This window comes from Bradyrhizobium sp. CB3481, from assembly GCF_029714305.1.
GTDB lineage: Bacteria > Pseudomonadota > Alphaproteobacteria > Rhizobiales > Xanthobacteraceae > Bradyrhizobium.
In genome coordinates this window covers 7,924,919-7,947,459 of the sequence record NZ_CP121647.1, presented here as the reverse complement: position 1 = coordinate 7,947,459, position 22,541 = coordinate 7,924,919, and the positions used below count along the sequence as shown (strand labels likewise).

Below are 22,541 nucleotides of genomic sequence, written 5' to 3'. Positions count from 1 at the left end.
ACGTGGCCGACGGGGTTGCGGAATGATCATTGGTCGTCAGCAGGATGTTACAGTTGCAGCGACGGCCGTGATGGAGCGAACGTCCGATCCGCGGCTCCGCGAGATCATGGTGTCGCTGGTCAAGCACCTGCACGGTTTCGTCCGCGACGTCAGGCTGACCGAAGCGGAGTTTCGCGAGGCCACCGCCATTCTCGCCGAGATGGGCCGGCAATCGACTGACACGCACAATGAAGTCGTGCTGATGGCGGGCTCGCTCGGCGTGTCCGCGCTGGTCTGCCTTCTGAACAACGGGGATCAGGGCAACACCGAAACCGCGCAATCCTTGCTCGGGCCGTTCTGGCGACTGAACTCTCCGCGCACCGAAAACGGCGGCTCGATCGTCCGGTCCGAAACGCCGGGAGCAGCGCTCTTTGTCACCGGGCGTGTCGTGGACCCCGCCGGCAATCCGGTTGCCGGGGCGGAGGTCGATGTCTGGCACGCTTCGCCGGTCGGCCTTTACGAGAACCAGGATCCCGAACAGGCCGACATGAACCTGCGCGGCAAGTTCACGACCGATGCCGATGGCCGCTTCGCCTTCCGCTCGGTGATGATGGTCGGCTATCCGATCCCGACCGACGGCGTGGTCGGCAAGCTGCTGCAGGCGCAGGGCCGGCATCCGTACCGGCCCGCCCATCTGCATGCGTTGATCGTCAAGCCGGGATTCAAGGTCCTGATTTCGCAGGTCTACGATCCCGCCGATCCGCATATCGACAGCGACGTGCAGTTTGGCGTGACCAGGGCGCTGGTCGGCAATTTCGTGCGTCATGACGAGCCGCATCCGACCGTCGGAGACATCAGCCAGCCCTGGTATTCGCTCGACCATGTCTACCGGATGGAAGCCGGCGAGGCCGTATTGCCACGGCCGCCGATCAAGTAAGGTGTCGCGCCTGACGAGACAGTGATGCCCTCATTTTCCCTCGCTGCGCTGACCGTTCTCGAACTTGCGCCTCCGGCGATGATCGATGTCGCCGCGGCCTGCGGCTATCAGCAGGTCGGGCTGCGCTTGCTGCCGGCCATGCCGGGCGGCGTCGCCCATCCGCTGATGGAAGACGAAGTCGGCCTGAGGGAGACGCTCGCCCGGCTCGACGCGACCGGCATCACAGTCGCCGACCTCGAAGTCGTCGCGCTGCGGCCGGAAACCGAGATCGCTGCATTCTCTGCCTTTTTCGAGACCGGCGCCCGGCTCGGCGCCAGGCATATTCTGGTCGCCGACTACGATCCCGACCTCAGCCGATTCAGGGATCGCTATGCATCGTTCTGCGAGGCCGCGGCGCCCTATGGGCTCACAGCCGATCTCGAATTCATGCCATGGACCTACGCGCCCGATCTTGCGAGCGCGGCCCGCGTTGTCGCGCAGGTCGGCCAGCCAAATGCCGGCGTGCTGGTCGATGCCTTGCATTTCGACCGATCGAGGAGTTCGATCGACGAACTCGCGAACGTTCCCACACACCGCCTGCATTATTGGCAGATGTGCGACGCCCCCGCCGAGCAGCCCGCCACAACGGACGCCATGATCCATGCCGCCCGCCACGAGCGGATGTTTCCGGGTGAGGGTGGCATCGATCTCGTCGCGCTGGCGCGCGCCATGCCGGCGGATATCACGATCAGTCTCGAAATCCCGACCATCGAGCTTGCGAAGACGATGGATGCGAAAGCGCGGGCGCAGCGCGCGCTCGATGCCGCGCGGAATGTGATTGCGAGGTCGCTCGATGGCGCCTGACCACCGCGGGAGCTATCTCACATGATGACGCTGCGCCAGGTCGAGGTGATCCGCGCCGTGATGGTGACAGGCACGATCGGCGGGGCGGCGCGGCTTCTCAACGTGTCGGCGCCCGGCATCAGCCGTCTGGTGAAATATACCGAAAAGTCGCTCGGTGTCCGCTTCTTCCAGCGTCAGAACGGCCGCTATTTCCCGACGGCCGAAGCCCGCAACATCTTCGAGCAGATCAACGGCGTCTACGAGAAGATGGATGATCTCTCCGAGATCATCTCCAAGATCGGCCGCGGCGATCTGTCCGAGCTGCGCATCGGCTCGGTGCCGAGCATCTCGCAGGTGATGGTGCCGCGCGCGATCGAGCGGGTGCGGCGGCGCTATCCCGAGCTGCGGATCGACATCAACATCCTCAAGATCGAGGAGGCCGTCGATTATCTCCTGCTCGGCCGTGGCGATTGCGTCGCGATGAGCTATCGGCTCGAGCATCCCGGGCTCGACTTTTTGCCTCTGGCGTCGGGCGAATTGTTCTGCATCGTGCCGGCCGGGCACGAGCTTGCCGGATGCAAACAGGTCTCGGCCGCCGAAATCATCCGCTATCCCCTGATCGGGATCGATCCCAACGATCCCTATGGGCGGATCATGGCGGAGATTTTTGCGCGCAACAAACTCGATTACGACATCACTATCCGCGCGCGCTTCGGCACCACCGTGTGCGCGCTGGTCAAGGCCGGCCTCGGCATTGCCGTGATCGACCAGTTCACCGTCGCCCATGGCGGCTACCCCGGCGTCGAACTGCTCAAGATCGTCGAGCCGACGCGGTTCGACACCTACATTGCAGTGAAACGGGGTGCGCCGCTGTCGCTTCACATCGAGCATTTCATCGAATGCCTGCGCTCGGAAATGCGCGCGGTGGGGCCGGGCAGGACGGCGCCGCGCAAGCCCGATTCAAAGCCGGATTCCAAGTCGGATTCGAAGTCCCGCAAGAAATAACATGATGTTATCTATCCGGCATAAATGGGTAATTGTGTTAGGTCGGCAAACCGCTATCGTCGGGCCGGATCGGGGTCTGTTTCGCCCCAATTGCTGCCGATAACGCATTTGCATCTGATGACGAGATCATGAGTCCTGCCGCCCGACCTCCCGCTCCGGCCGACCGCCGCTTTCTCACCGGCCTGATCGGCGCGCCGATCGCGAATTCCGCGTCACCGGCGATGCACGAAGGCGCCGCCGAGGCGCTCGGGGCGCACTGCCACTATCAGCTCATCGAGGTCGCCGGCGCGAGCCGCGACGAATTGCGCCTGCTGCTCGACGGCGTGCGCCGCCTCGGCTTTGCCGGCGTCAACGTCACCTTCCCGTATAAGGAAGCGGTGATTTCCCTGCTCGATGAATTGTCGCCGGGGGCGCGGGCGATCGGGGCCGTCAACACCGTCGTGGTCAGGGACGGCCGGCTGATCGGACACAACACCGACACGACCGGGTTCGCCCGGGCGATCGGCGAGCTGGTGCGCGATCCCGCTCAGAACCGTGTCGCGGTGATCGGCGCCGGCGGCGTCGGCAAGGCGATCGGCTTTGCGCTGGCGGCGACCGGCGTCCGCGAGATCAGGATTTTCGATACCGATCGCGCTAAGGCCGAACAGCTCGCCGTGCAGCTTGCGCGCCAGGGCGAAGCCATGGCGGTGGGCAGTGTCGAAGAAGCGGTGCGTGATGCTACCGGCGTCGTCAACGGTTCGCCGGTCGGCATGTTGCCGAACCGCGGTACGCCGGTGCCGGAGGCGCTGCTGCATAGGGATCTGTGGGTAGCGGACGCGGTTTACACGCCGCTCTGGACACCGCTGCTCAATGCCGCCAAGGCCAAGGGCGCCGAGGTCATGACCGGGCGCGAGCTCGCGATCTATCAGGCGGCTGACGCCTTCGAACTGTTTACGGGGCTAAAGCCATCGGCGGTCGAGATGGGAAATGCATTCGACGCGGTGATGGCCAAACGCTACGCTAAAGTAAATGCCGCTTAACAACGCGGCCGGTCACAAGGTCGCGCATCAATTTCAAGAGAGGGGATGGAAATGAGATCTCGAATTTTCGCTGGACTACTGCTTGCCACCGTTTCCGCGGGAGCGGCGTTCGCGCAAGGCGGCCCGATCAAGCTTGCCGATGTCGCCGAACTGTCCGGCGGCGGTGCGACCGTCGGCAACAACTGGAAGAACGGCATCGACCTTGCGATTGAGGAGGTCAACGCCAAAGGCGGATTGCTTGGCCGCAAGCTGGAGGTCACCCATGCGGATTCGCAGTCGAACCCCGGCGTAGCCCGCGCGCAGGTGCAGAAGGCGCTCGACAATGAGCCCTATGTGCTGCTTGGGCCCGGCTATTCCGGATCGGTGAAGGTCACCGCGCCGCTCGCCGCCGAAGCCGGCATCGCGCAGATCATGGGCGGCGAAGCGGCCGAACTGACTCAAGCCGGCAACAAATTCCTGTTCCGCACCTCGTTCGGCCAGCAATCCTCGATGCCGAAGGTCGCGAAATACATCAACGACGAATTGAAGGCGAAGTCGGTCGCGGTCGTCTGGGTCAACAACGATTTCGGCAAGGGTGGCCGCGACGTCATCACCAAGGAATTCGCCAAGTACAACATCAAGGTCGCGGCCGATATTTCGACGGAAGCCGGCCAGGCCGACTTCGCCGCCGACGTCTCCAAGATCAAGGCCGCATCGCCCGATGCCGTCTTCGTCTATCTCAACGAGGAAGAAAGCGCGCGCATCCTGAAGGAGCTGAAGCGCCAGGCGGTCACGGTGCCGCTGATGGGCGAGACGACACTGGTCGGCCAGAAGGTCGTCGAGCTTGCCGGCGACGCTGCTAACGGTGCGCGCGGCCATGTCGGCCTGACCACCGATGCGCCGGTCGATCTGGTCAAGGCCTTCAGGGAAAAGTTCGTCAAGAAGTACAATTACGTTCCCGATCATAACGGGCTGAAGGGCTATCTCGCGATCTACATGATCAAGGCCACCACCGAGAAGATGGGCAAGGTCGATTCCAAAGCGTTCGCCGACAATCTGCATGGCCTGACCATCAAGGCCGCGAGCGAGCCCGGCATCCTGATGGATGTGACCTTCGACGAGAAGGGCGACATCGACCGCCAGGGCTTTCTGGTCGAGATCGTCGAGGGCAAGCAGGTCGTCAAGCAGGTGCTGCCGAAGCTGAACTGAATTGCGGCGATGGTGATGCGCGGGGGGGCGCGTCACCATCGCGATCGGGAATTTCGAAACAGCAACGATATCGTCCGCATCTGACGGGTGAGGGGAGAAGCATGTCCAATCTGCTCGATCTGCTCGTGGCAGGCCTTGCGACCGGGACGATCTACGCGCTCGTCGCGGTTGGCTTCACGCTATTGTGGCAGACGTCGCAAACCATCAATTTCGCGCAGGGCGAATTCGTCATGCTGCCGGCGTTCCTGATGCTGGCGGCGATGCATGCGGGCGCACCGTTCTGGCTCGCGATCATCCTCGGCATCCTGCTGTCGATGCTGCTGCTGGGGCTCGGCTTCAAGCTGCTGCTGGTTGATCCGATGTTGCGGCACGGTGTGCTGCCGCTGGCGATCGCGACCATGGCGCTGGCGATCGGCATGAAGGAAGCGGTGAAGCAGTTCTTCAGCGCCGAGGCCTCGCCGTTCCCCTCCATCGTGCCAGCCGGTGACCTCTCGCTGCTCGGCCGGGTGATCTCGCTGCAGAGCCTCGGCGTGCTCGCGCTCGCAATCGCGGTCGTGATCGGCCTGACGCTGCTGTTGAACCGCACTTCGATCGGCCACCAGATGCAGGCGACGGCGCAAAACCCGACCGTCGCCCGCATCATCGGCGTGCCGGTCGAGCGCATGATCCTGCTGACCTTCCTGATCAACGCATTCCTGGTGGCGCTGGCCTCGCTGCTGATCACGCCGATCTATCTCGCAAAGTTCTCCTCCGGCGAGGTGCTGGGACAGGCGGCGTTCATTGCGGCGATCGTCGGCGGCTTCAACCAGGTGCGCGGCGCGATCGCCGGTGGGCTCCTGATCGGAGTCGTCGACAATCTGGCTGCGGCCTATGTCTCGACGCAGTATCGCGCCGCGGTGCCGCTGGCGCTGTTGATCGTCATCATCCTGTTCCGTCCGCAGGGCCTGCTCGGCCGGCCCGAGGAGCGCACGGTATGACCAGCGCAACAAAATATTGGCGCATCGCGCTCGGCATCGCCGTCATCGCGGCGCTGATCATCGTGCCGATGAACTTCAACCGCTATGGCCTCTATATCCTGAGCCAGTGGGCGGTGATGACGATCGCCGCGATGGGGCTCAATTTGACGCTCGGCTATGCCGGCCAGGTCTCGCTGGCGCAGGGCGCCTTCGTCGGCATCGGTGCCTATGCCGCAGCAATCATGACCACGCAGGGCATGCCGCTGATTGCAGCGCTTGGTGTTGCGGTCGTGCTGTGCTTTGCGATCGGCTGGATCCTCGGTTATCCGGCGCTGCGCGTGCAGCATCACTATCTCGCCTTCGTGACGCTGGCGTTCTCGACGCTGGCCTTCCTGGTGTTCCGCAACGAGGACTGGCTCACCAAGGGCATCTACGGCATCTCAAACATTCCGCGGCCCAATGTGCTGGGCTTCGCCACCAACCGGCCGTTGCCGTTCTACTATTTCTGCCTCGGCTCGCTCGCTATCGTCTCGCTGGCGATGTGGTGGCTGATCCGCTCGCCCTGGGGCCGCGCCTTCGTGGCGCTGCGTGAGAACCCGGTGCGGGCGCTGTCGCTCGGCATCGACACAAGGCGCTATACATTGATGGCGTTTGCGATCGGCTCGGCGCTTGGCGGCGTCGCCGGCACGCTCTATGCCCCACTGACGCAGTATATCGATCCCGTCCCCTTCAACCTCTCGCTCTCGCTCGATCTCCTGATGATGGTGATCGTCGGCGGCTCCGGATTCTTTTTCGGGCCGTTCCTCGGGGCTGCCATCGCGGTGCTGCTGCCGGAGTGGCTGCGCTTCACGCAGGGCTATTACCTGATGCTCTACGCGGTCGCCGTGATGCTGCTCCTGATCTATTCGCCGACCGGCATTTTGGGAATCCTCGACCGCTATCTGGCCGAGCGCCGCACCAAGGCAGCGTCCGCGTTGCGGGCCGTCGCAAAATCCCGCCTGGAGACGGCGCCATGACCGCGGTTCTCGAAGTCAGCAACATCAAGAAGAGCTTTGGCGGCATCAAGGCTGTCGACGGCGTCAGCTTCGACGTGCAGGAGGGCGAGATCCTCGGCCTGATCGGTCCGAACGGCTGCGGCAAGTCCACGCTGTTCAACTGCATCCTCGGCCAGCTCACGCCGACCGACGGCGAGGTAAAAGTCGATGGCAAACCCGTCACCGGCTTGCGGCCATCGGAGCTCAATCGGCTCGGCGTCAGCCGCACCTTCCAGCTCCTGCAGGTGTTTCCGAAACTGTCGGTGCGGGAGAACCTGATCCTCGCCGGGCAGGAGCACCAGGGCAACATGGTGTCGCGCCTGTTCGGCCCCTCCGATGCTGGCCTGTCAGCGGCGGCCGACCAGATGATCGGCTTCTTCAAGCTCGATCATCTCGCCACCGAAGCCGCGGGCGGACTCTCTTACGGTCAGCAAAAACTGCTCGACGCCGCCATGGCGTTCATGGGCGGGCCGCGGCTGGTGTTGCTCGATGAGCCCGCCGGCGGCGTCAACCTCACCATGCTCGGCGACCTCAAGGAGCGGCTGGCGGCGATCAACCGCGAGAAGCGCGCCACCTTCGTGGTGATCGAGCACAACATGGAATTCGTGATGTCGCTGTGCACCCGCGTGATGGTGATGGCGGAAGGCAAGCTGCTCGCGATGGGCACGCCCGCCGAAGTCCGCGCCAATCCCGCCGTCATCGAAGCCTATCTCGGCCACTAAAGGGGTCCGACTATGAGCGATGCCATTTTGGATGTTCAAGGCCTCATCGGCGGCTACGGCAAGATGACGATCCTCAACGGCACCACCTTCTCGGTGCCGGCGGGCTCCATCACCACCGTGATCGGGCCGAACGGCGCCGGAAAGTCGACCGTGTTCAAGGCGATCTTCGGTCTGCTCAAGCTGCGCGAAGGCAGGATCATATTCAAAGGACGCGACGTCACGGGATTAAGCCAGCGCGAATTGCTGACATCGGGGATCTGCTACGTCCCCCAGGGCCGCAACATCTTCCCCGAACTGTCGGTGCGCGACAACATCCAGCTCGGCGCCGTCGTCGCCGGGCGCGACATCACTGACCTGCCTGCCCGGATCGAGGCGGCGCTCGATAAATTCCCCGCGCTGCGCAAGAGGGCGGCGCAACAGGCCTCCACGCTCTCGGGCGGCGAGCAGAAGCAGCTCGAAATCGTCCGCGGCCTCCTGCTCAATCCGCAACTGGTGCTGATCGACGAGCCGTCGATCGGGCTGTCGCCGCTGATGGTGCAGCAGACGTTCAACATATTGAAAGAACTTCGCGACCGCGGCGTGTCGATCCTGATGATCGAGCAGAACGCGCGCTCCGCGCTGGAGATTTCGGATTACGGCATCGTGCTCGAGCTCGGCCAGACCCGGCTCGTCGACAAGGCCGATCGCGTGCTGAGTGATCCCCGCATCGGGCAGTTGTTCCTGGGCGGCGCGATGACGGAGAGCGCGGCATGAGCGGCGCGTTGCGCATCGGTGTAGCAGGCGCGGGGTTGATCGGCCGCAGGCACATCGAGCTGGTCGCGGCGTCGTCCGATTGTGTTTTGGCCGGCATTGCCGATCCCTCACCCAAGGCAAAAGCGTTCGCCGAATCGCTGGGGATTCCCTGGTGCGCCGACCATCGCGCTCTGCTTGAGCGCGAGAAGCCCGACGGAATGATCGTCGCATCGCCCAATGCGCTGCATCTGCCGATGGCGCTCGATTGTGTGGCGGCTGGCGTTCCGGCGCTCGTCGAGAAACCGGTGACCGATACGGTCGCTGCCGCGCAGCGTCTCTGCGAAGCGGTAACGCACAGCGGCGTGCCGGTGCTGGTCGGTCATCACCGCCGGCACAATCCCCGTATCAAGGCGATCCGTAACAAAGTCATGGGCGGCGAGATCGGCCAGCTCACGGCCGTCGTCGGGCTGTGGCTTCTGAAGAAGCCGGACGATTATTTCGATGTCGCGTGGCGGCGCGAGATCGGCGGCGGGCCGCTACTGATCAATCTGGTGCACGATATCGACAACCTCAGATTCATCTGCGGTGAGATATCGGAAGTCCAGGCCATGACCTCGCACAAGGCGCGCGGCTTTGCCGTCGAGGATACCGCCGGCCTGCTTCTGAAGTTTGCCAATGGCGCGCTCGGCACGGTGACGCTGTCGGATGCAACGCCGGCGCCGTGGAGCTGGGAATTGTCGTCGGGCGAGAACGCGGCCTATCCGAAGCAGGACCAGCCTTGTTACCTGTTCGCCGGCACAAGGGGGGCGCTCTCGGTGCCGACCATGGAGCTGTGGTCGTACCCGGGCGAGGGCGGCTGGTATGCGCCGCTCTCCCGTGCCGCGGTCGATGTACCCGAGACTGATCCGCTGGTCGAGCAGCTCCGGCATTTCTGCGCGGTGATCGCGGGACGCGAAGCGCCGCTGATTTCCGCCGAGGATGCCATGGGCACGCTCGCCGTCGTGGAAGCCGTGCGCGAAGCCGCGGTCACAGGCAATCGCGTATCGCCGGCCTGGATCATGGAGCAGGCTGCATGAACAAACGCTCGATCGCAACCGTTTCGCTCAGTGGCGCCCTCGACGAAAAGCTGCGCGCGATCGCCGCGGCCGGCTTCGACGCCGTCGAGATTTTTGAGAACGACCTGCTGTCGTTCAACGGCCGCCCGCGTGACGTCGGTCAGATGTGCCGGGATCTCGGGCTTTCGATCTGTGCCTTCCAGCCGTTCCGCGACTTCGAGGGCATGCCGGAGCCGCAACGTACCAGAAATTTCGCGCGCGCCGAACGCAAGTTCGACCTGATGCAGGAGCTGCAGACCGACCTGATGCTGATCTGCAGCAACATCTCGCCGGCTTCGCTCGGCGGCATCGACCGCGCCGCCGCCGATTTCCACGAATTGGGCGAACGCGCGGCGGCACGCGGCTTGCGCGTCGGCTATGAGGCGCTCGCCTGGGGGCTTCACGTCAATGACTACCGCGACGCCTGGGAGATCGTGCGGCGCGCCGACCACCAATCGATCGGTGTTATCCTCGATAGCTTTCATGCGCTGGCGCCGTCGTTCCCGACAATGCCGATCCAATCGATCCCGGCCGACAAGATTTTTCTGGTGCAACTGGCCGACGCGCCAAAACTCGGCCTCGACGTCCTGTCGTGGAGCCGGCATTTTCGCTGCTTCCCGGGCCAGGGCGATTTGCCGGTCGCGGGCTTTGTCGAAGCGGTGCTTGCCACGGGATACGCGGGTCCGCTGTCGCTGGAAATTTTCAACGACCAGTTCCGCGCCGGCTCCGCGGTTCGCACGGCGACTGACGGGTTGCGGTCGCTCATGCTGCTGGAGGAGCAGGTCGGCGCTGCGCCTGCACCGTTGGAGCCGAAGGCGCGCAGCCGTGGCGTCGGCTTCGTCGAATTCGCCCTCAGCGAAGACAAGGCGCGCGAGCTTGCCGCTTTGTTCGGCCAGCTCGGCTTTCGCAAAACCGGCGTTCACCGCAGCAAGGATGTCGAGCGCTGGTCGCAGGGCCATATCGATCTCGTGATCAATTGCGAGCCGGATGGATTTGCGCATTCACACTTCGTCACCCACGGCCCCGGCGTCTGCGCCATCGCGGTTGATGTCGAGGATGCCGGCCGCACCATGGCGCGAGCGGAAGCTTTGAAGGCGCTGACCTTCTACCAGCCGGTCGGGCCCGGCGAATTGGAAATTCCCGCGATCCGCGGCGTCGGCGGCAGCCTGCTGTATTTCCTGGAAGAGGCCGGCAAGAACTGGGATCTCGATTTCGAGCCGCTGCGCGGCGATGCCTCAGGCGACCGGCTCGACGCCGTCGACCATATCTCTCAGTCGATGCCCTATGACGAGATGCTGTCGTGGCTGCTGTTCTATACCGGCATCCTCGATCTGCAGCGCCTGCCGCAGATGGAAATCGCTGATCCGGTCGGGCTGGTGCAGAGCCAGGCGCTGATCAACGGCAATCAGGGCCTGCGCGTGGTGCTCAACGGTTCGTCGGCCTCGCGCACGCTGTCGGCCCGCTTCATTCACGAATTCTTCGGCTCCGGCGTGCAGCACGTCGCATTCTCTTGCCGCGATATCTTCGCGACAGTCGCCGCCATGCGGGCGCGAGGGGCAGATTTCCTGCGGATTCCCGACAATTACTACGACGATATCGAAGCCAAATACGGCCTCGACGCCGCGACCATGGCGGCGCTTCGCGATAATCAGATTCTTTACGACCGCGAAGGTGATGGCGAATTCTTCCAGGTCTACACCCACGCCTTCGACGACCGGTTCTTCTTCGAGGTCGTCGAACGCCGCAACTATCACGGCTTTGGCGCCGCGAATGCCGCGATCAGGCTCGCGGCGCAAACGCGGGAATCGCGGCTGCTCACCATGCCGAAAGCGTGAAAGCAGCAAACAAAAAACTGAAAAGGGGAGCGAGACGATGCGGGTCAACGAGAAGGGTATAGGCGCGGCGCTATTGCTCGCGGCCTGCTTTTATCTGACGCCTGTCATGGCCGATCCGCTTCCTTGCGATGACGGCATCAAGACGGCCTTCCGTCCGGACGCCGAAACCACGGTTATTGCGGTCCGGCAGGTGAAGAAGGGCGAGGAACTGAAAGCGCCCGACGCGCCGCAGCCAGTGACCGCAGCGGCCGACCTCTGCCTGGTCAAACTGCTGGTCGGGCCCGGCGCGACGGCGGAAAAGGACAAGAACGCACGCTCTTATTCCGAAGGCATCGGCATCGAGGTTTGGCTGCCGACGCACGCCAACTGGAACGAGCGCATTCGCAACTATGGCGGCGGCGGATGGGTCGGCGGCGGCCATCGCTATGCCGACAAGATCGGTAGCAAGGTGCCGGCGATCGTCAATGCCAATATCGGCTATGCCTCGGGCACCACCGACGCGGGCCAGCCCTGGTATCAGGACGGCTCGTTCGCGTTTCTCTCCAACGGCAAGATCAACGTGGAGGCGCTGCGCGATTTCTCCGTGCGTGCGATGGTGGAGCAGGCGGTCAAGACCAAGGCGCTGGTCAACCTCTATTACGGCAAGGCCCCGAAATTCACCTATTATGACGGCCATTCGCAGGGCGGCCGGCAGGGCCTGAAGCTCGTGCAGGAATATCCCGAACTCTATGACGGCTACATGATCGGGCAGCCGGCGCTGAACATCGCCAAATTCGGCACGGCCGGCCTCTATCCGCAAATCGTGATGAAGACCGAACTCGGCTTTACTTCAGTGGACAAGCCGAAGGCCGCAGCCTTTGCCGCCAAGATCGCCGCCGCCAACAAGCGCGCGGTTGCGGCCTGCGACAAGGCCGGTCTCGGATTCCTGCTCGATCCCTTTGCCTGCGATTACAATCCCGCGCGCGATGCCGATATGCTATGCGCGGAGGAGGCTGGCGAGGGCGTCACAGGCCGTAACAGCGACACTGCGACCTGCATGAGCCTCAAGGAAGCCAACGCGCTGAACCGGATCTGGTACGGCGCGACCAGCGACGGCAGCTTCGATGTTAGCCAGAGCGCCGACGCGCGGTCCGGAAAATCGCTCGGCAAGAACCAGCTCTGGTGGACGTTCACCAAGAGCACCGCGATCGGCAATTTGATTACGAGCGCCTCCTCCTACGGCGTCGCCCTGGCGCTGCAGGACGTCAGCTACGCACCCGATGCCAGCACCTCCGGAGGTGAGCCGATCACGAACGCCTCGACCAATGTGCGCAACAAATGGCTGGAGCTGGATTACGCCGGGCTTGCCGACGCCGTGAACAAGGCCGTCGCCCTGCAGCCGACGCTGTTCAGCGACCTCATCACGGACAAGGCGGACCTCGGCAGGCTGCGTGATCTCGGCCGCAAGGTCGTCGTCTACACCGGCCTCGTCGATGACGCGATCCCGCCGGCCGGCAACATCAATTATCACGAGCGCGTGGTCGCCGCGATGGGCGGCCACGCCGAGGTGCAGAAGTACATGCGGATGTACCTGCTGCCGGGTTCGGCACACTCCTCGCAGGGGCGCGCCTATACCGTCGGCGGCAAGAACGACAGCGTGCCACTGCCGAAACTGCCGGGCAATGCCAACCAGACGCCGACGCGCGAGCAGGATCAGTTCTTCACCGCACTGGTGGACTGGGTCGAGAAGGGCGCTGCGCCCGGCGAAATCCTGCTGACATCGCGGGACAACAGCCTCAGCTATCCCGTCTGCGTCTATCCTTCGCGAACGACGTGGAACGGCAACGGAGATGCAAAGCAGGCTTCCAGCTATAGCTGCAGGTAGGCCGGCGGGGTAGGATCGTGTCATCCGCAGGGCGTCAGCACCGGATTGCACATGGTCGAACCGAAGGAAGCCGCCAGTAAAGCGCGCGAAGTGTTGGGTCTGCTCGGCTTCCTGCTGGTTGCCACCGCGCAGGTCTCCAACATGATCCTGGCGCGCGGCGTGGCCGGCAGCGTGCCGCCGTTCTCGATCGCGTTCTTTCGCTGGAGCATCGTCGCGCTCGGCCTCCTGCCGGCCATTGTGATGGCATTGCGGGAAAAGCCCGGCCTGTTGCGGGGCCAGACGCTCGGCATCGTCGTGGCCGGCTTCCTCGGCATGTTCGTCTGCGGCGGCCCGGTCTATCTGGCCGGCGTCACGACTTCCGCCATCAATCTCGCGCTGATCATGGCGCTCGCGCCGCTGGCGGTGCTACTGTTCTCGTTCGTGTCGGGCCAGGAAGCAATCCATCGCAGCCAGATCATCGGCATGCTGCTGTCGCTGGCGGGCGCGGCGCTGATCATCACCAAAGGAAATGCCGCCATCGGGGCGGGCGTGGTGACCGGCGACCTGCTGGCGCTGATGGCGATGCTGGGCTGGGCGGGCTACACATTGCTGCAGAACCGCGTGGGCAGCGGCATGAGTTTTCTGGCGCGGATCGGACTGTTCGCGGCGGCGGGCGCGCTGTTCTCGCTGCCCTTTGCTATCAATGAAATGTGGTCCGCGCCATCAGCCGCGTTCAGCGGCCGGGCGGCGCTGGTATATCTCTTCGCCGGGCTGGTCCCAGGGCTGTTCGCCTATTCGGCCTATGCCTGGCTCGGCGCGAAGTTCGGCGCGGTGTCGACGTCGCTCAGCCTCTATCTCGGGCCGATCGTCAGCGCGGTGCTGTCGATCGCCTTTCTCGGGGAGGCGCCGACCTTGATCCATCTGATTGGCGGCGCGCTGTCGCTCGGCGGCATGTGGCTGAGCCTGCAAGCCAAGCAGATCGGGTCGCGATAGATCCTCAGCCGCCCCGGCGTGACGCCACTCGGCCATCCACCGCATCAGCCGCCGCGGATCGCCGCCGCCGATCGAGGCTTGACATGCGTAATCATTTATATAATAGATTATTTATATAAAGGATTGAATATATGCCAAACCTCAATGCAGCCTTCTCCGCGCTGGCGGACCCGACCCGCCGGGCGATTCTTGCCCGCCTCGCATTGGGCGAAGCGACAGTCATGGAGTTGGTCGAACCGTTCGAACTGACCCAGCCTGCCATCTCGCGTCATCTCAAGGTGCTGGAGGGCGCGGGACTTATTATCCGCCGCGTCGAGGGCACGAAACGACCCTGCCGGCTGGCACCCTCAGCCATTTCCGAGATCGACCAATGGCTTGCGATGCTCCGGAAAGCCCTATCCGCGAATTACGATCGGCTCGACGACGTTCTGGCCGCCATGAAAACCGAAGAGTGAAAGGCAATCGCATGACCAAGATGACGCTTACGACCGAAGGCGACCGCCATGTTATCGTGACGCGGCGCTTCGCCGCCGCGCCGGAAGCGGTGTATCGCGCGCACACCGAGCCGGCGCTGATCCAGAAATGGCTGCTCGGTCCGGAAGGCTGGACGATGCCGGTCTGCATCAACGAGGCGCGACCGGGTGGCAAGATTCGCTATGAGTGGACGAACGGCCAAGGTGCCGGATTCTACGTGACCGGCGAGTATCTCGAACTGGTGCCGTTCAGCCGGCTCGTTCATGTCGAGCGCATGCACATGCCCGATGCGACGCCGGACAACCACGTTGAAACGACCTTCGCGCCCGATGGTGCCGGCACGTTGATGACCATGCGAATGACACTGCCCGATGCCGCGACGCGGGCTGCTATGCTGTCCACCGGCATGGAACACGGCATGGAGGCAAGCTACGCCCGGCTCGAGGGCATGATCGCCTCATCCCTTCGCGCCTAGCCGCGACGCATCGCGCGCCAGCGAGAGCGCTCATCCCAGCAACATACCAATGGAATTCGTCGTGATCGAACCGCTTCGCGTCATCAAAACGACGCCACAACTCACGGCCTTGATTCCTATTCGGGTTTCGCGCGACGATGTTTGCAAAGTGATGGGGCCCGGCCTTGTCGAATTGAAGGCTGCTGTCGCCGCGCAGAATGTTGCGGTGGTCGGACCCTGGTTCACCCACCATCTCCGCAACCCCGGCGAGGTGTTCGACTTCGAAATATGCCTACCGGTCGCAACGCCGGTCGCGCCGGCAAATCGCATGAAGCCGGGGCAATGGCCCGCCATGACTATCGTGCAGACCACCTATCACGGCGGCTACGAGGGTCTCGGCAGCGCCTGGGGTGAATTCATCGGCATGATCAAGAGTGCAGGACACAAGACTGCCGACGGACTTTACGAGACCTATGCGGTTGGTCCGGAGATGAGCGCTGATCCCGCTGCGTGGCGGACGGTGCTCAGCAAGGAACTGATGGAGATTTAGAATAAATTAGTCTCGATGCGGGGAAATTCGCGGCGAGAAATTCTACTCCATCACCGCATGATCGGGCGCGGCCGATTGCTCGCGCAGCGTCGCCTTGCTCGAGCCGATCATGATGGCGAGCGGGATGGCGCAGGCGGTGAATATCATCACCATCTGGTAGTCGTACGAGAACGCAATGATCTGCGCCTGTATCTTGACCATCATGTCGGCCATGGCGCGGCCCTTGTCGGTGGCAAGGTCGATCATGTCGCGCACGACGGGCATCTGCAGGGCGTGATTGAAGGGATTGATATGCTCCGACAGCACCGCGTAGGTGTAGCGCGTGCCCTGCGTCAGCTGCGAGATCACGAGCGAGATGCCGATCGAACTGGCGACATTGCGCATCAAGGTCAGCATCGAGGTGCCGTCGGTGCGCAGGTGATTGGGCAGCGTCAAAAACGCGACGGTTGAGAGCGGCACGAACACCAGGCCGAAGCCAAAGCCCTGGACCACGCTGATGACGACGATCTCGGTCACACCGGTCCGGTCGGTCCAGCCGGTCATGTAGAACAACGACAGGCAGGTGATGCCGAGGCCGGAGACGATCAGCGTCCGCGCCTCGATATGCTTCATCATGCGCCCGACCAGCATCATCGCCACGAAGGTGCCGCAGCCGCGGCTCGCCAGCAAAAGGCCCGCGGTGATGATGGGATAGCCGATCACGTTCTGCAGGAACGGTGAGGAGAGCGCCATGGTCGAGAACAGCACCAGGCCCATGACAGCCATGAACACGCAGCCGCCGACGAAATTCTTGTCCTTGAACAGCGCAAACTGGATGAACGGGCGGTCCGTCGTCAGCGAGTGCGCCAGGAAGTAATAAAAGCCGATGCCTGATATGATGAACTCGGCGATGATCTCGTTGGATTCCAGCCAGCCGAGCTGCTCGCCGCGGTCGAGCGCAAGCTGCAAAGCGCCGATCGCGACTGCCAGCGCGGTGAAGCCGAACCAGTCGAAGCGCAGTTCGAGGTCCTTCTTGGTCTCGTCCATGAAGATCACGAGGCCGAGCACGGTGATGACGCCGAACGGCAGGTTGACGAAGAACACCCAGTGCCAGGAATAGGTCTCGGTCAGCCAAGCGCCCAGCGACGGGCCCATGATCGGCCCCATCATCACGCCCATGCCCCAGATCGCCATCGCCTTGGCGCGTTCCTGCAGCGTGTAGGAATCGAGCATCACGGCCTGTGACAGCGGCACCAGCGCCGCGCCGAACACGCCCTGCAGCAGGCGGAACAGCACCATCTGGCTGATGTCCTGCGCCAGCCCGCACATCACCGACGCGACGGTGAAGCCGGCGGAGCAGACGATGAAGATGCGCTTGCGGCCGAAGCGGTTGGCGATCCACCCCACCGGGGCGGTCATGATCGCGGCGGCGACGATATAGGAGGTCAGCACCCAGTTGATCTGGTCCTGCGAGGCCGACAGCGTGCCCTGCATATAGGGCAGCGCGACATTGGCGATCGTGGTGTCCAGCGCCTGCATGATGGTCGCCGTCATGGCGCAGATCGTCACCATGTTCCGGCGCAGACCGGGAACCGATGCTGATGGCTGCCCAGGCGTCGCCATCGCGCTACTCGTGGTCCTGGTTCGCCACCGCCGGGGTCAGGCCGAGCAGCGCCGACAGCGAGCGGCGATGGTTGGTATCGATGGTGGCGTAAACGCTCATACCGGCCTTGAGCTTGCGTACGAACTTGTCGTTCTTGTCGAAATAGATCCGCACCGGCACGCGCTGCACCACCTTGACGAAATTGCCCGAGGCGTTCTGCGGCGGCAGGATCGCGAACTGCGCGCCGGTGCCGGGTGAGAGCGAACCGACCGTGCCCTTGAACACATGATTGGGGAACGCGTCGACCTCGAGTGTGACCGATTGGCCGACCGCGACATAGGTGAAATCGGATTCCTTCGGATTGGCGTCGACCCACGGGTTGCCGGTGTCGATGATGCTGAACACCGGCGTGCCGGCGGTAACGAAGCGGCCGAGCTGGATCTGCTCGACTTGCGTTGCGATGCCGGCCATCGGTGCGCGCATCACGGTGTGGTCGAGATTGCGCTGAGCCTGGTCGAGCGCGGCCTTCGCCTGCGCATAGGGCGGGAATTCATCGAGCGGCAGCTCGGGATTGCCGAGCAGCTGGGCTTTCGCAGTCGCGATCTTCTGCTGCAGCAGCTGGTACTGTGCGCTCGCCGTCACAAGGGCCGTCGACGCATTGTCGAGGTCGAGCTGCGAGCCGAAATTGTTCTTCACCAGCGCCGACTTGCGTTCGACATCGCGCCGCTTCAGGTCCATGCCCTGCTGCGATAATTCGCTCATCTGGCCGTAGATCCTGAGGTCGGCAATCAGATTGTCGTAGGTCACCTTGGCCTGGGCGAGGTTGGCCTGGGCCTGCGACAGCGCAAGGCGGAACGGCACCGGATCGATCTCGAACAGCACGTCGCCAGGGCCAACCTGCTGGCCTTCCTTCACCACGACCTTCTCGATCTTGCCGGAGATGTCGGGCGTGATCAGAACCTTCTGCGCGCCGACATAGGCGTCATCGGTGGTCACGTAGCGGCCGCCATTGAGATAGAAGGTCACGCCGGCCACCAATGCGACCAGCGGCAGCACCACCAGCAGCAGGAAGCGGCGATAGCGGCGCAAGCCGGCCATCAGCCTGCGGCGCGGCTCGGCCGCGAGCTTCGGCCGCGACGGCGTCGCTGGCGCCCCCTTCTGCTCGGGTGGGAATTTGAGGACGGGATCAGCCATAACGCTGTTCCTTTCGTGGAGTGTCGTTCGCCGGATTCTGGATCGCGCTGCGAACGTTCTCCTTGATCAGGTCGAGTTGGTCGAGCAGGCGATGCGCGTCAGCGGGGTTGATGCCGTCGAGCGCGGTCGCGGTGAGTTCGGAGCGAAGGCCGGCCAGCTTGCCGAGCAGCGGCCTTGCGGCCTTGCGCAAGTAAAGGCGGTTGACACGGCGGTCGTTCTCGTCGCCACGGCGCTCGATCCAGCCATTGTCGCAGAGCTTGTCGATCAGCCGCGTCAGCGTGATTGGTTGCATCTCCATCTGCTCGGCGAGTTCCGATTGCTTCAGGCCTTCAGTTCGCTCGACCTTGGCCAGAACCGCCCATTGCGCGCGGGTGATGCCGTAGCGCGCCGCCTGCCGGTCAGCATAAGCGCGCACCATCCGCTGCACCTCGCCCAGCGTGAACAGAAAATTCGCATCCACGGAACCGCGCATGGTTTTCAGCCTCCATAAGCTAGCGATATAATAAGCTTGCTTATGAATTCCGCATGGGGCGTAAGTGGCGGCCTGATCCGCTTCCCGCACATGGCTGGGAACCGAATGGCGCGCGGGCTTCAGGATCGGCTGCGAAACTGCTACAAGGGTCGATATGAGCCTGGCAAAGCCGACATTTCCCGCGCCCGACCACGATCACGGCCGCTGCACCGCGGAAGCGATCGCGCATGCGGAGGCGGTTTGCGCAAAGCGGGCGCAGAAATTCACGCCGATCCGGCGCCACGTGCTCAGCGCGCTGCTGTCGAGCCACCGGCCGCTCGGCGCATATGAGGTGATCGACGAGCTTGCCAAATCGATGCCGCGGCCGGCGCCGATCACAGTCTACCGGGCGCTCGATTTTCTGATGGAAAATGGCCTCGTCCACCGGATCGAGAGCCGCAACGCCTTCCTCGCCTGCGCGCACGACCATGATGAGACCTCGATGGTGGCGTTCTTGATCTGCGAGCTCTGCGGCTCGGTCGGCGAAATTCCGGCGGCGCCGGTGGCACAAAGCCTTAATGCAGCAGCGCGTGCGTCCGGTTTTGCCCCAAAACTCTCCGTCGTCGAGATCGCCGGCACCTGCGCCCACTGCCAGAAATAACAAGAAACGGCGGCAAGGCCGGCCACGAGGATCGATGTCTTCCAAGCAAGCAGCACTTTCAGCCGGGCGTGCGCTCACCCCGGGCGCCATCGCTTTGATGCTGATGCTGTGCGTGAGCTGGGGCTTTAATCAGATCGCGGTAAAGCTGGTTCTGCCTGATGTGCCGCCGATGCTGCAGGCGTTGATCCGATCTGTCGGCGCGCTGCCGGTGCTGTTCGCGATCGGCTGGTTTCGCGGCGTGAAATTCTTCGAGCGCGACGGGACGCTGTGGCCCGGGTTAAGCGCGGGTGTGATCTTCGGCATCGAATTCGTCTTGATCTATCGCGGATTGCTGCTGACATCGGCCTCGCGCGCCGTGGTGTTCCTCTACACGGCGCCGTTCTTCGTCGCGCTCGGCTCGTATGTCTTTCTCCGGGAACGGCTGCGGGCGCCGCAATGGGGCGGCCTGGCCCTGAGTTTCGCCGGCGTCGCCCTGGCGATCGGGGTGCCCCAGGCCAATGTCGACGCCAAGGTCCTGCTGGGCGATCTCCTGATCGTCGCCGGCGGCGCGCTGTGGGCGGCGACAACGCTGATCGTCAAGACGACCAGGCTGATCAAGGCTCCGGCAGAAAAAGGGCTCGGCTATCAGGTCGCGCTATCGATTCCGATTCTCGCGCTGGCGGCGGGGGTATCGGGCGAAACCATCAGCCATGTCCCGACACCGCTGTCACTGTCGCTGCTGGCCTATCAGTCGTTCTGGGTGGTTGGGCTGACGTTCCTGCTGTGGTTCGCGCTGGTGAAAACCTACTCGGCCAGCAAATTGTCGGCCTTCACCTTCGTCACCCCGCTGTTCGGCGTCGTCGCAAGCTATTTCATCATGCACGATACGCTGACCGTCGCCTTCGGCCTCGCTGCGCTACTGGTCATTGCGGGGCTTTATCTCGTCAACAAGCCGGATACGAAGGTGGTGCCGGATCCCAACCTGCCGGCGTGAGGACGTCGCGCCCGACAGGCTCGGAAATTCTTGCTAGACGGCGCTCAGAATTGTCCTCGCCCGCTCGATCGCCGTTTCGGCAATCGATCGATAAGAGCCTCTGATCGTCATATCGGCAATCGCTGCATTGACGAAGTCGGGGTTCAATTTGTCGAGTGCAAGAAGCGTTTTGGCGACTTGGCTCCGGTAGGAACGTAATGCTTCAACAATTGCATCTGCGTGAGTGTGGGCCGCCGCAGCGATATCGAAAATATCCCGCGGCCTGATATTGGATCCTCGATGATAGATCTTCTTCGTGATGATTTCCGGGATGTTCTCCAGCTCGACGGTTTCGTCCTCGATCGTGCGTCGAGTAGTCGGTGAGGTCGTCAACGATGGGCCAACGATGAAATCGATCTGACCCATGTCTTCGAATGCGAGCTTCAAGAACCTTGCACCGTCTCCGTCATACTCAGTCGGAGTAACGTCAAGTTTGAAGTCCCACTTTTGCGGATCGAGATAGGCCAGGAACTGAGGATCGGGCAGAAATATATCTATGTCATGGCTCTCGCGATGATCAATCTGCAGCATCATTGCGGTGCCGCCGCCAAACGTCCAATGATTGATGATTGTTTGGTCGGCATTGACCTGACGGATAAGAGCGCAGGCTAATCGGAACAGCCGCGCCCAGTCTGACGAATGTTTGGTGGCACTCACGCGGCGAGGGGATAGGACTCGCCAGAATAAATGGCAAAGGCCTTGGCTGCGGCTGCGAGCTGTTGCTCGGTAATATTGCAAGAACTGGCAAACTCGATCTGCAGTTTTGGGCTTACTTCACCGAAGAAAGAAGACATATGTCCAGGTGATGCCTTGGCCGCTTCGGGATGGAGGATACAAAAGGCGAGCTCCTGCGCATCCAGCTGCTTGCTGTACGGCGCATTAACAGTGGTTAATACCAGCGCAGGGCTCATCATCTTTCTCACTTATGCCACTAGATTGGACCGATATTGGCCGTTGTCAACGGACGAAGGCGGATTTCGCGAATGAACCTTAAACGCATGGCGCGCTAACCCGTCTCGATCGGCAACGACGTATCGTTCGCCCATTCGCCCATCGAGCCGTCGTAGAGGGCGAGATTGCTGTAGCCGAGCGCATGCAGCAGGAACAAATCGACCGTCGCCGAGATGCCGCCGCCGCAATAGGCGACGACGCGCTTGTCCTTCGTAATCCCCTGTGCCTTGAATTTGGCCTCGGCGTCGCCAAGCGGCACGAAGGCCTTGGTGGTCGGATCGAACAGTGTCGCTGCCGAGACGTTGCAACTGCCGGGCACGCGGCCGGGTCGGCCGTAGCGGCTTGGCTCCAGTCCTCTGTGGAATTGCGGGCCGAGCGCGTTGACGATGACGGTGCCCCGTTCGGAAGTCGCGGCCAGCGTCTGGTGCTTGTCGACGAAAAATCCGTCCCTTGGCCGCGCCGTGAATGTCGCCGGCTCATATCCCTTCGCCGGGCCGCTTTCGAGCGGGCGTCCCTCGAGCTTCCATTTGTCGACACCGCCGTCGAGCACGGTGGCGTTGTCGAAGCCGAGCGATCTCAGCATCCACCAGAACCGCGTCGCCCACATCGGCGAGCCGATGCTGTACAGCACGACCCGGCTCTCATTGGATACGCCGTGCGCGCCGAACCCCCGCTCGAGCTGCGCCACGCCAGGCATCATGAAGCGAAGCTCGGTTGTGGCGTCGGAGAACTCGCCCTGCAGATCGAGAAAATCGGCGCCCGGAATGTGCCCGGCCTCGAATGTGTGCTGTCCCGCTACGGCGAGATAGGGCAGGCTGGAGCCTTCCGGGGCGGGCTCGAGATAGGTGGTGCAATCGAACAGGCGCAGATCAGGGGACCTGAGAATCCCGGCGAGTTCCGCCGTCGTGATGAGGTCGTTTCGCGCCGGCATGCCCGCTTCCCTTTATGATGTCCCGACCATGCTAGAGGCCGCATCAGGCCATGAAAAGGCGGCGGGCATGCATGCTCGCCCTTTCAATTCCGCGATTCCTGTCCAATATAGCGGTTAACGAA

General features: G+C 63.1%; 24 protein-coding genes. 18 read left to right on the top strand and 6 right to left on the bottom strand.

From position 1 onward, the window contains the following. Window positions 1–22: 22 nt before the first annotated feature. The 16 genes from QA643_RS38250 to QA643_RS38175 all read left to right on the top strand — a co-directional run bounded on the left by QA643_RS38250 (window position 23) and on the right by QA643_RS38175 (window position 15,637). The gene (locus QA643_RS38250) at window positions 23–916 is read left to right on the top strand and encodes a dioxygenase (RefSeq protein WP_283031045.1); all 894 of its coding nucleotides are present in this window, start codon (window positions 23–25) and stop codon (window positions 914–916) included. 24 nt (window positions 917–940) lie between these two features. Continuing rightward, on the top strand, window positions 941–1,759 hold the full coding sequence (locus QA643_RS38245) for a TIM barrel protein (protein ID WP_283031043.1): 819 nt from the start codon (window positions 941–943) through the stop codon (window positions 1,757–1,759). A 21-nt stretch (window positions 1,760–1,780) separates the two neighbouring features. Beyond that, window positions 1,781–2,743 (top strand): LysR family transcriptional regulator, encoded by a 963-nt coding sequence (locus QA643_RS38240; RefSeq protein WP_283031042.1) that lies wholly within the window; start codon window positions 1,781–1,783, stop codon window positions 2,741–2,743. A 128-nt stretch (window positions 2,744–2,871) separates the two neighbouring features. Continuing rightward, entirely contained in the window at window positions 2,872–3,762 is an 891-nt protein-coding gene (locus tag QA643_RS38235; protein WP_283031041.1) for a shikimate dehydrogenase, read from the top strand. Window positions 3,763–3,813: 51 nt separating this feature from the next. Then, entirely contained in the window at window positions 3,814–4,950 is a 1,137-nt protein-coding gene (locus tag QA643_RS38230) for an ABC transporter substrate-binding protein (RefSeq protein WP_283031040.1), read from the top strand. A gap of 101 nt (window positions 4,951–5,051) precedes the next feature. Beyond that, window positions 5,052–5,927, top strand: a complete 876-nt coding sequence (locus QA643_RS38225) for a branched-chain amino acid ABC transporter permease (protein WP_283031039.1) — start codon at window positions 5,052–5,054, stop codon at window positions 5,925–5,927. Further along, window positions 5,924–6,922: a branched-chain amino acid ABC transporter permease gene (locus QA643_RS38220; RefSeq protein WP_283031038.1), complete on the top strand. Its 999-nt coding sequence runs from the start codon at window positions 5,924–5,926 to the stop codon at window positions 6,920–6,922. The genes QA643_RS38225 and QA643_RS38220 overlap by 4 nt, the downstream gene beginning before the upstream one ends. After that, window positions 6,919–7,662 (top strand): ABC transporter ATP-binding protein, encoded by a 744-nt coding sequence (locus QA643_RS38215; protein WP_283031036.1) that lies wholly within the window; start codon window positions 6,919–6,921, stop codon window positions 7,660–7,662. Before QA643_RS38220 ends, QA643_RS38215 begins: the two co-directional genes overlap by 4 nt. A gap of 12 nt (window positions 7,663–7,674) precedes the next feature. Then, window positions 7,675–8,415 carry an ABC transporter ATP-binding protein gene (locus tag QA643_RS38210; protein ID WP_283031034.1) on the top strand — a complete coding sequence of 247 codons (741 nt, stop codon included), beginning with the start codon at window positions 7,675–7,677 and terminating at the stop codon, window positions 8,413–8,415. Further along, the gene (locus tag QA643_RS38205; protein ID WP_283031032.1) at window positions 8,412–9,470 is read left to right on the top strand and encodes a Gfo/Idh/MocA family oxidoreductase; all 1,059 of its coding nucleotides are present in this window, start codon (window positions 8,412–8,414) and stop codon (window positions 9,468–9,470) included. The genes QA643_RS38210 and QA643_RS38205 overlap by 4 nt, the downstream gene beginning before the upstream one ends. Continuing rightward, complete coding sequence (locus QA643_RS38200; RefSeq protein WP_283031029.1) at window positions 9,467–11,323, top strand: sugar phosphate isomerase/epimerase and 4-hydroxyphenylpyruvate domain-containing protein; 1,857 nt, start codon at window positions 9,467–9,469, stop codon at window positions 11,321–11,323. The genes QA643_RS38205 and QA643_RS38200 overlap by 4 nt, the downstream gene beginning before the upstream one ends. 37 nt (window positions 11,324–11,360) lie before the next feature. Then, the gene (locus QA643_RS38195; RefSeq protein ID WP_283031027.1) at window positions 11,361–13,187 is read left to right on the top strand and encodes a tannase/feruloyl esterase family alpha/beta hydrolase; all 1,827 of its coding nucleotides are present in this window, start codon (window positions 11,361–11,363) and stop codon (window positions 13,185–13,187) included. Window positions 13,188–13,238: 51 nt separating this feature from the next. Continuing rightward, window positions 13,239–14,159, top strand: a complete 921-nt coding sequence (locus QA643_RS38190) for a DMT family transporter (RefSeq protein WP_283031025.1) — start codon at window positions 13,239–13,241, stop codon at window positions 14,157–14,159. Window positions 14,160–14,290: 131 nt separating this feature from the next. Next, entirely contained in the window at window positions 14,291–14,614 is a 324-nt protein-coding gene (locus QA643_RS38185) for a metalloregulator ArsR/SmtB family transcription factor (protein ID WP_283031023.1), read from the top strand. A gap of 11 nt (window positions 14,615–14,625) precedes the next feature. Next, entirely contained in the window at window positions 14,626–15,108 is a 483-nt protein-coding gene (locus tag QA643_RS38180) for an SRPBCC domain-containing protein (RefSeq protein ID WP_283031021.1), read from the top strand. Between the two features lie 61 nt (window positions 15,109–15,169). Further along, the gene (locus QA643_RS38175; protein ID WP_283031019.1) at window positions 15,170–15,637 is read left to right on the top strand and encodes a GyrI-like domain-containing protein; all 468 of its coding nucleotides are present in this window, start codon (window positions 15,170–15,172) and stop codon (window positions 15,635–15,637) included. Window positions 15,638–15,679: 42 nt separating this feature from the next. Here the strand turns inward: QA643_RS38175 and QA643_RS38170 are convergent, their stop codons facing one another. The 3 genes from QA643_RS38170 to QA643_RS38160 are packed head-to-tail and all read right to left on the bottom strand — an operon-like array spanning window position 15,680 to window position 18,885. Next, window positions 15,680–17,239 carry an MDR family MFS transporter gene (locus QA643_RS38170; RefSeq protein WP_283031018.1) on the bottom strand — a complete coding sequence of 520 codons (1,560 nt, stop codon included), beginning with the start codon at window positions 17,237–17,239 and terminating at the stop codon, window positions 15,680–15,682. Window positions 17,240–17,243: 4 nt separating this feature from the next. Further along, a complete protein-coding gene (locus QA643_RS38165; protein ID WP_283031016.1) occupies window positions 17,244–18,413 on the bottom strand; it encodes an HlyD family secretion protein in 1,170 nt (389 codons plus the stop codon). Next, window positions 18,406–18,885 (bottom strand): MarR family transcriptional regulator, encoded by a 480-nt coding sequence (locus QA643_RS38160; protein WP_283031014.1) that lies wholly within the window; start codon window positions 18,883–18,885, stop codon window positions 18,406–18,408. The genes QA643_RS38165 and QA643_RS38160 overlap by 8 nt, the downstream gene beginning before the upstream one ends. A gap of 154 nt (window positions 18,886–19,039) precedes the next feature. On the opposite strand from QA643_RS38160, the gene QA643_RS38155 reads away from it, so the two are divergent. After that, window positions 19,040–19,525 (top strand): transcriptional repressor, encoded by a 486-nt coding sequence (locus tag QA643_RS38155; RefSeq protein ID WP_283031012.1) that lies wholly within the window; start codon window positions 19,040–19,042, stop codon window positions 19,523–19,525. A gap of 34 nt (window positions 19,526–19,559) precedes the next feature. Then, a complete protein-coding gene (locus QA643_RS38150; protein WP_283031011.1) occupies window positions 19,560–20,498 on the top strand; it encodes a DMT family transporter in 939 nt (312 codons plus the stop codon). 33 nt (window positions 20,499–20,531) lie between these two features. Here QA643_RS38150 and QA643_RS38145 read toward each other — a convergent pair whose 3' ends face one another. The 3 genes from QA643_RS38145 to QA643_RS38135 all read right to left on the bottom strand — a co-directional run bounded on the left by QA643_RS38145 (window position 20,532) and on the right by QA643_RS38135 (window position 22,419). Then, window positions 20,532–21,194, bottom strand: coding sequence for a nucleotidyl transferase AbiEii/AbiGii toxin family protein (locus QA643_RS38145; RefSeq protein WP_283031010.1), 663 nt, complete (start codon window positions 21,192–21,194; stop codon window positions 20,532–20,534). Beyond that, window positions 21,191–21,448, bottom strand: a complete 258-nt coding sequence (locus tag QA643_RS38140) for a hypothetical protein (protein WP_283031009.1) — start codon at window positions 21,446–21,448, stop codon at window positions 21,191–21,193. The genes QA643_RS38145 and QA643_RS38140 overlap by 4 nt, the downstream gene beginning before the upstream one ends. Before the next feature lie 95 nt (window positions 21,449–21,543). Then, complete coding sequence (locus QA643_RS38135) at window positions 21,544–22,419, bottom strand: sulfurtransferase (RefSeq protein ID WP_283031008.1); 876 nt, start codon at window positions 22,417–22,419, stop codon at window positions 21,544–21,546. Between the last annotated feature and the right edge of the window lie 122 nt (window positions 22,420–22,541).

What these genes read in the sequence shown, in the direction of transcription:
- QA643_RS38250 (WP_283031045.1), top strand. Translation starts at nt 23, where the DNA reads ATGATCATTGGTCGTCAGCAGGATGTTACAGTTGCAGCGACGGCCGTG.
- QA643_RS38245 (WP_283031043.1), top strand. Translation starts at nt 941, where the DNA reads ATGCCCTCATTTTCCCTCGCTGCGCTGACCGTTCTCGAACTTGCGCCT.
- QA643_RS38240 (WP_283031042.1), top strand. Translation starts at nt 1,781, where the DNA reads ATGATGACGCTGCGCCAGGTCGAGGTGATCCGCGCCGTGATGGTGACA.
- QA643_RS38235 (WP_283031041.1), top strand. Translation starts at nt 2,872, where the DNA reads ATGAGTCCTGCCGCCCGACCTCCCGCTCCGGCCGACCGCCGCTTTCTC.
- QA643_RS38230 (WP_283031040.1), top strand. Translation starts at nt 3,814, where the DNA reads ATGAGATCTCGAATTTTCGCTGGACTACTGCTTGCCACCGTTTCCGCG.
- QA643_RS38225 (WP_283031039.1), top strand. Translation starts at nt 5,052, where the DNA reads ATGTCCAATCTGCTCGATCTGCTCGTGGCAGGCCTTGCGACCGGGACG.
- QA643_RS38220 (WP_283031038.1), top strand. Translation starts at nt 5,924, where the DNA reads ATGACCAGCGCAACAAAATATTGGCGCATCGCGCTCGGCATCGCCGTC.
- QA643_RS38215 (WP_283031036.1), top strand. Translation starts at nt 6,919, where the DNA reads ATGACCGCGGTTCTCGAAGTCAGCAACATCAAGAAGAGCTTTGGCGGC.
- QA643_RS38210 (WP_283031034.1), top strand. Translation starts at nt 7,675, where the DNA reads ATGAGCGATGCCATTTTGGATGTTCAAGGCCTCATCGGCGGCTACGGC.
- QA643_RS38205 (WP_283031032.1), top strand. Translation starts at nt 8,412, where the DNA reads ATGAGCGGCGCGTTGCGCATCGGTGTAGCAGGCGCGGGGTTGATCGGC.
- QA643_RS38200 (WP_283031029.1), top strand. Translation starts at nt 9,467, where the DNA reads ATGAACAAACGCTCGATCGCAACCGTTTCGCTCAGTGGCGCCCTCGAC.
- QA643_RS38195 (WP_283031027.1), top strand. Translation starts at nt 11,361, where the DNA reads ATGCGGGTCAACGAGAAGGGTATAGGCGCGGCGCTATTGCTCGCGGCC.
- QA643_RS38190 (WP_283031025.1), top strand. Translation starts at nt 13,239, where the DNA reads ATGGTCGAACCGAAGGAAGCCGCCAGTAAAGCGCGCGAAGTGTTGGGT.
- QA643_RS38185 (WP_283031023.1), top strand. Translation starts at nt 14,291, where the DNA reads ATGCCAAACCTCAATGCAGCCTTCTCCGCGCTGGCGGACCCGACCCGC.
- QA643_RS38180 (WP_283031021.1), top strand. Translation starts at nt 14,626, where the DNA reads ATGACCAAGATGACGCTTACGACCGAAGGCGACCGCCATGTTATCGTG.
- QA643_RS38170 (WP_283031018.1), bottom strand. Translation starts at nt 17,239, where the DNA reads ATGGCGACGCCTGGGCAGCCATCAGCATCGGTTCCCGGTCTGCGCCGG.
- QA643_RS38165 (WP_283031016.1), bottom strand. Translation starts at nt 18,413, where the DNA reads ATGGCTGATCCCGTCCTCAAATTCCCACCCGAGCAGAAGGGGGCGCCA.
- QA643_RS38160 (WP_283031014.1), bottom strand. Translation starts at nt 18,885, where the DNA reads ATGCGCGGTTCCGTGGATGCGAATTTTCTGTTCACGCTGGGCGAGGTG.
- QA643_RS38155 (WP_283031012.1), top strand. Translation starts at nt 19,040, where the DNA reads ATGAGCCTGGCAAAGCCGACATTTCCCGCGCCCGACCACGATCACGGC.
- QA643_RS38150 (WP_283031011.1), top strand. Translation starts at nt 19,560, where the DNA reads ATGTCTTCCAAGCAAGCAGCACTTTCAGCCGGGCGTGCGCTCACCCCG.
- QA643_RS38140 (WP_283031009.1), bottom strand. Translation starts at nt 21,448, where the DNA reads ATGAGCCCTGCGCTGGTATTAACCACTGTTAATGCGCCGTACAGCAAG.
- QA643_RS38135 (WP_283031008.1), bottom strand. Translation starts at nt 22,419, where the DNA reads ATGCCGGCGCGAAACGACCTCATCACGACGGCGGAACTCGCCGGGATT.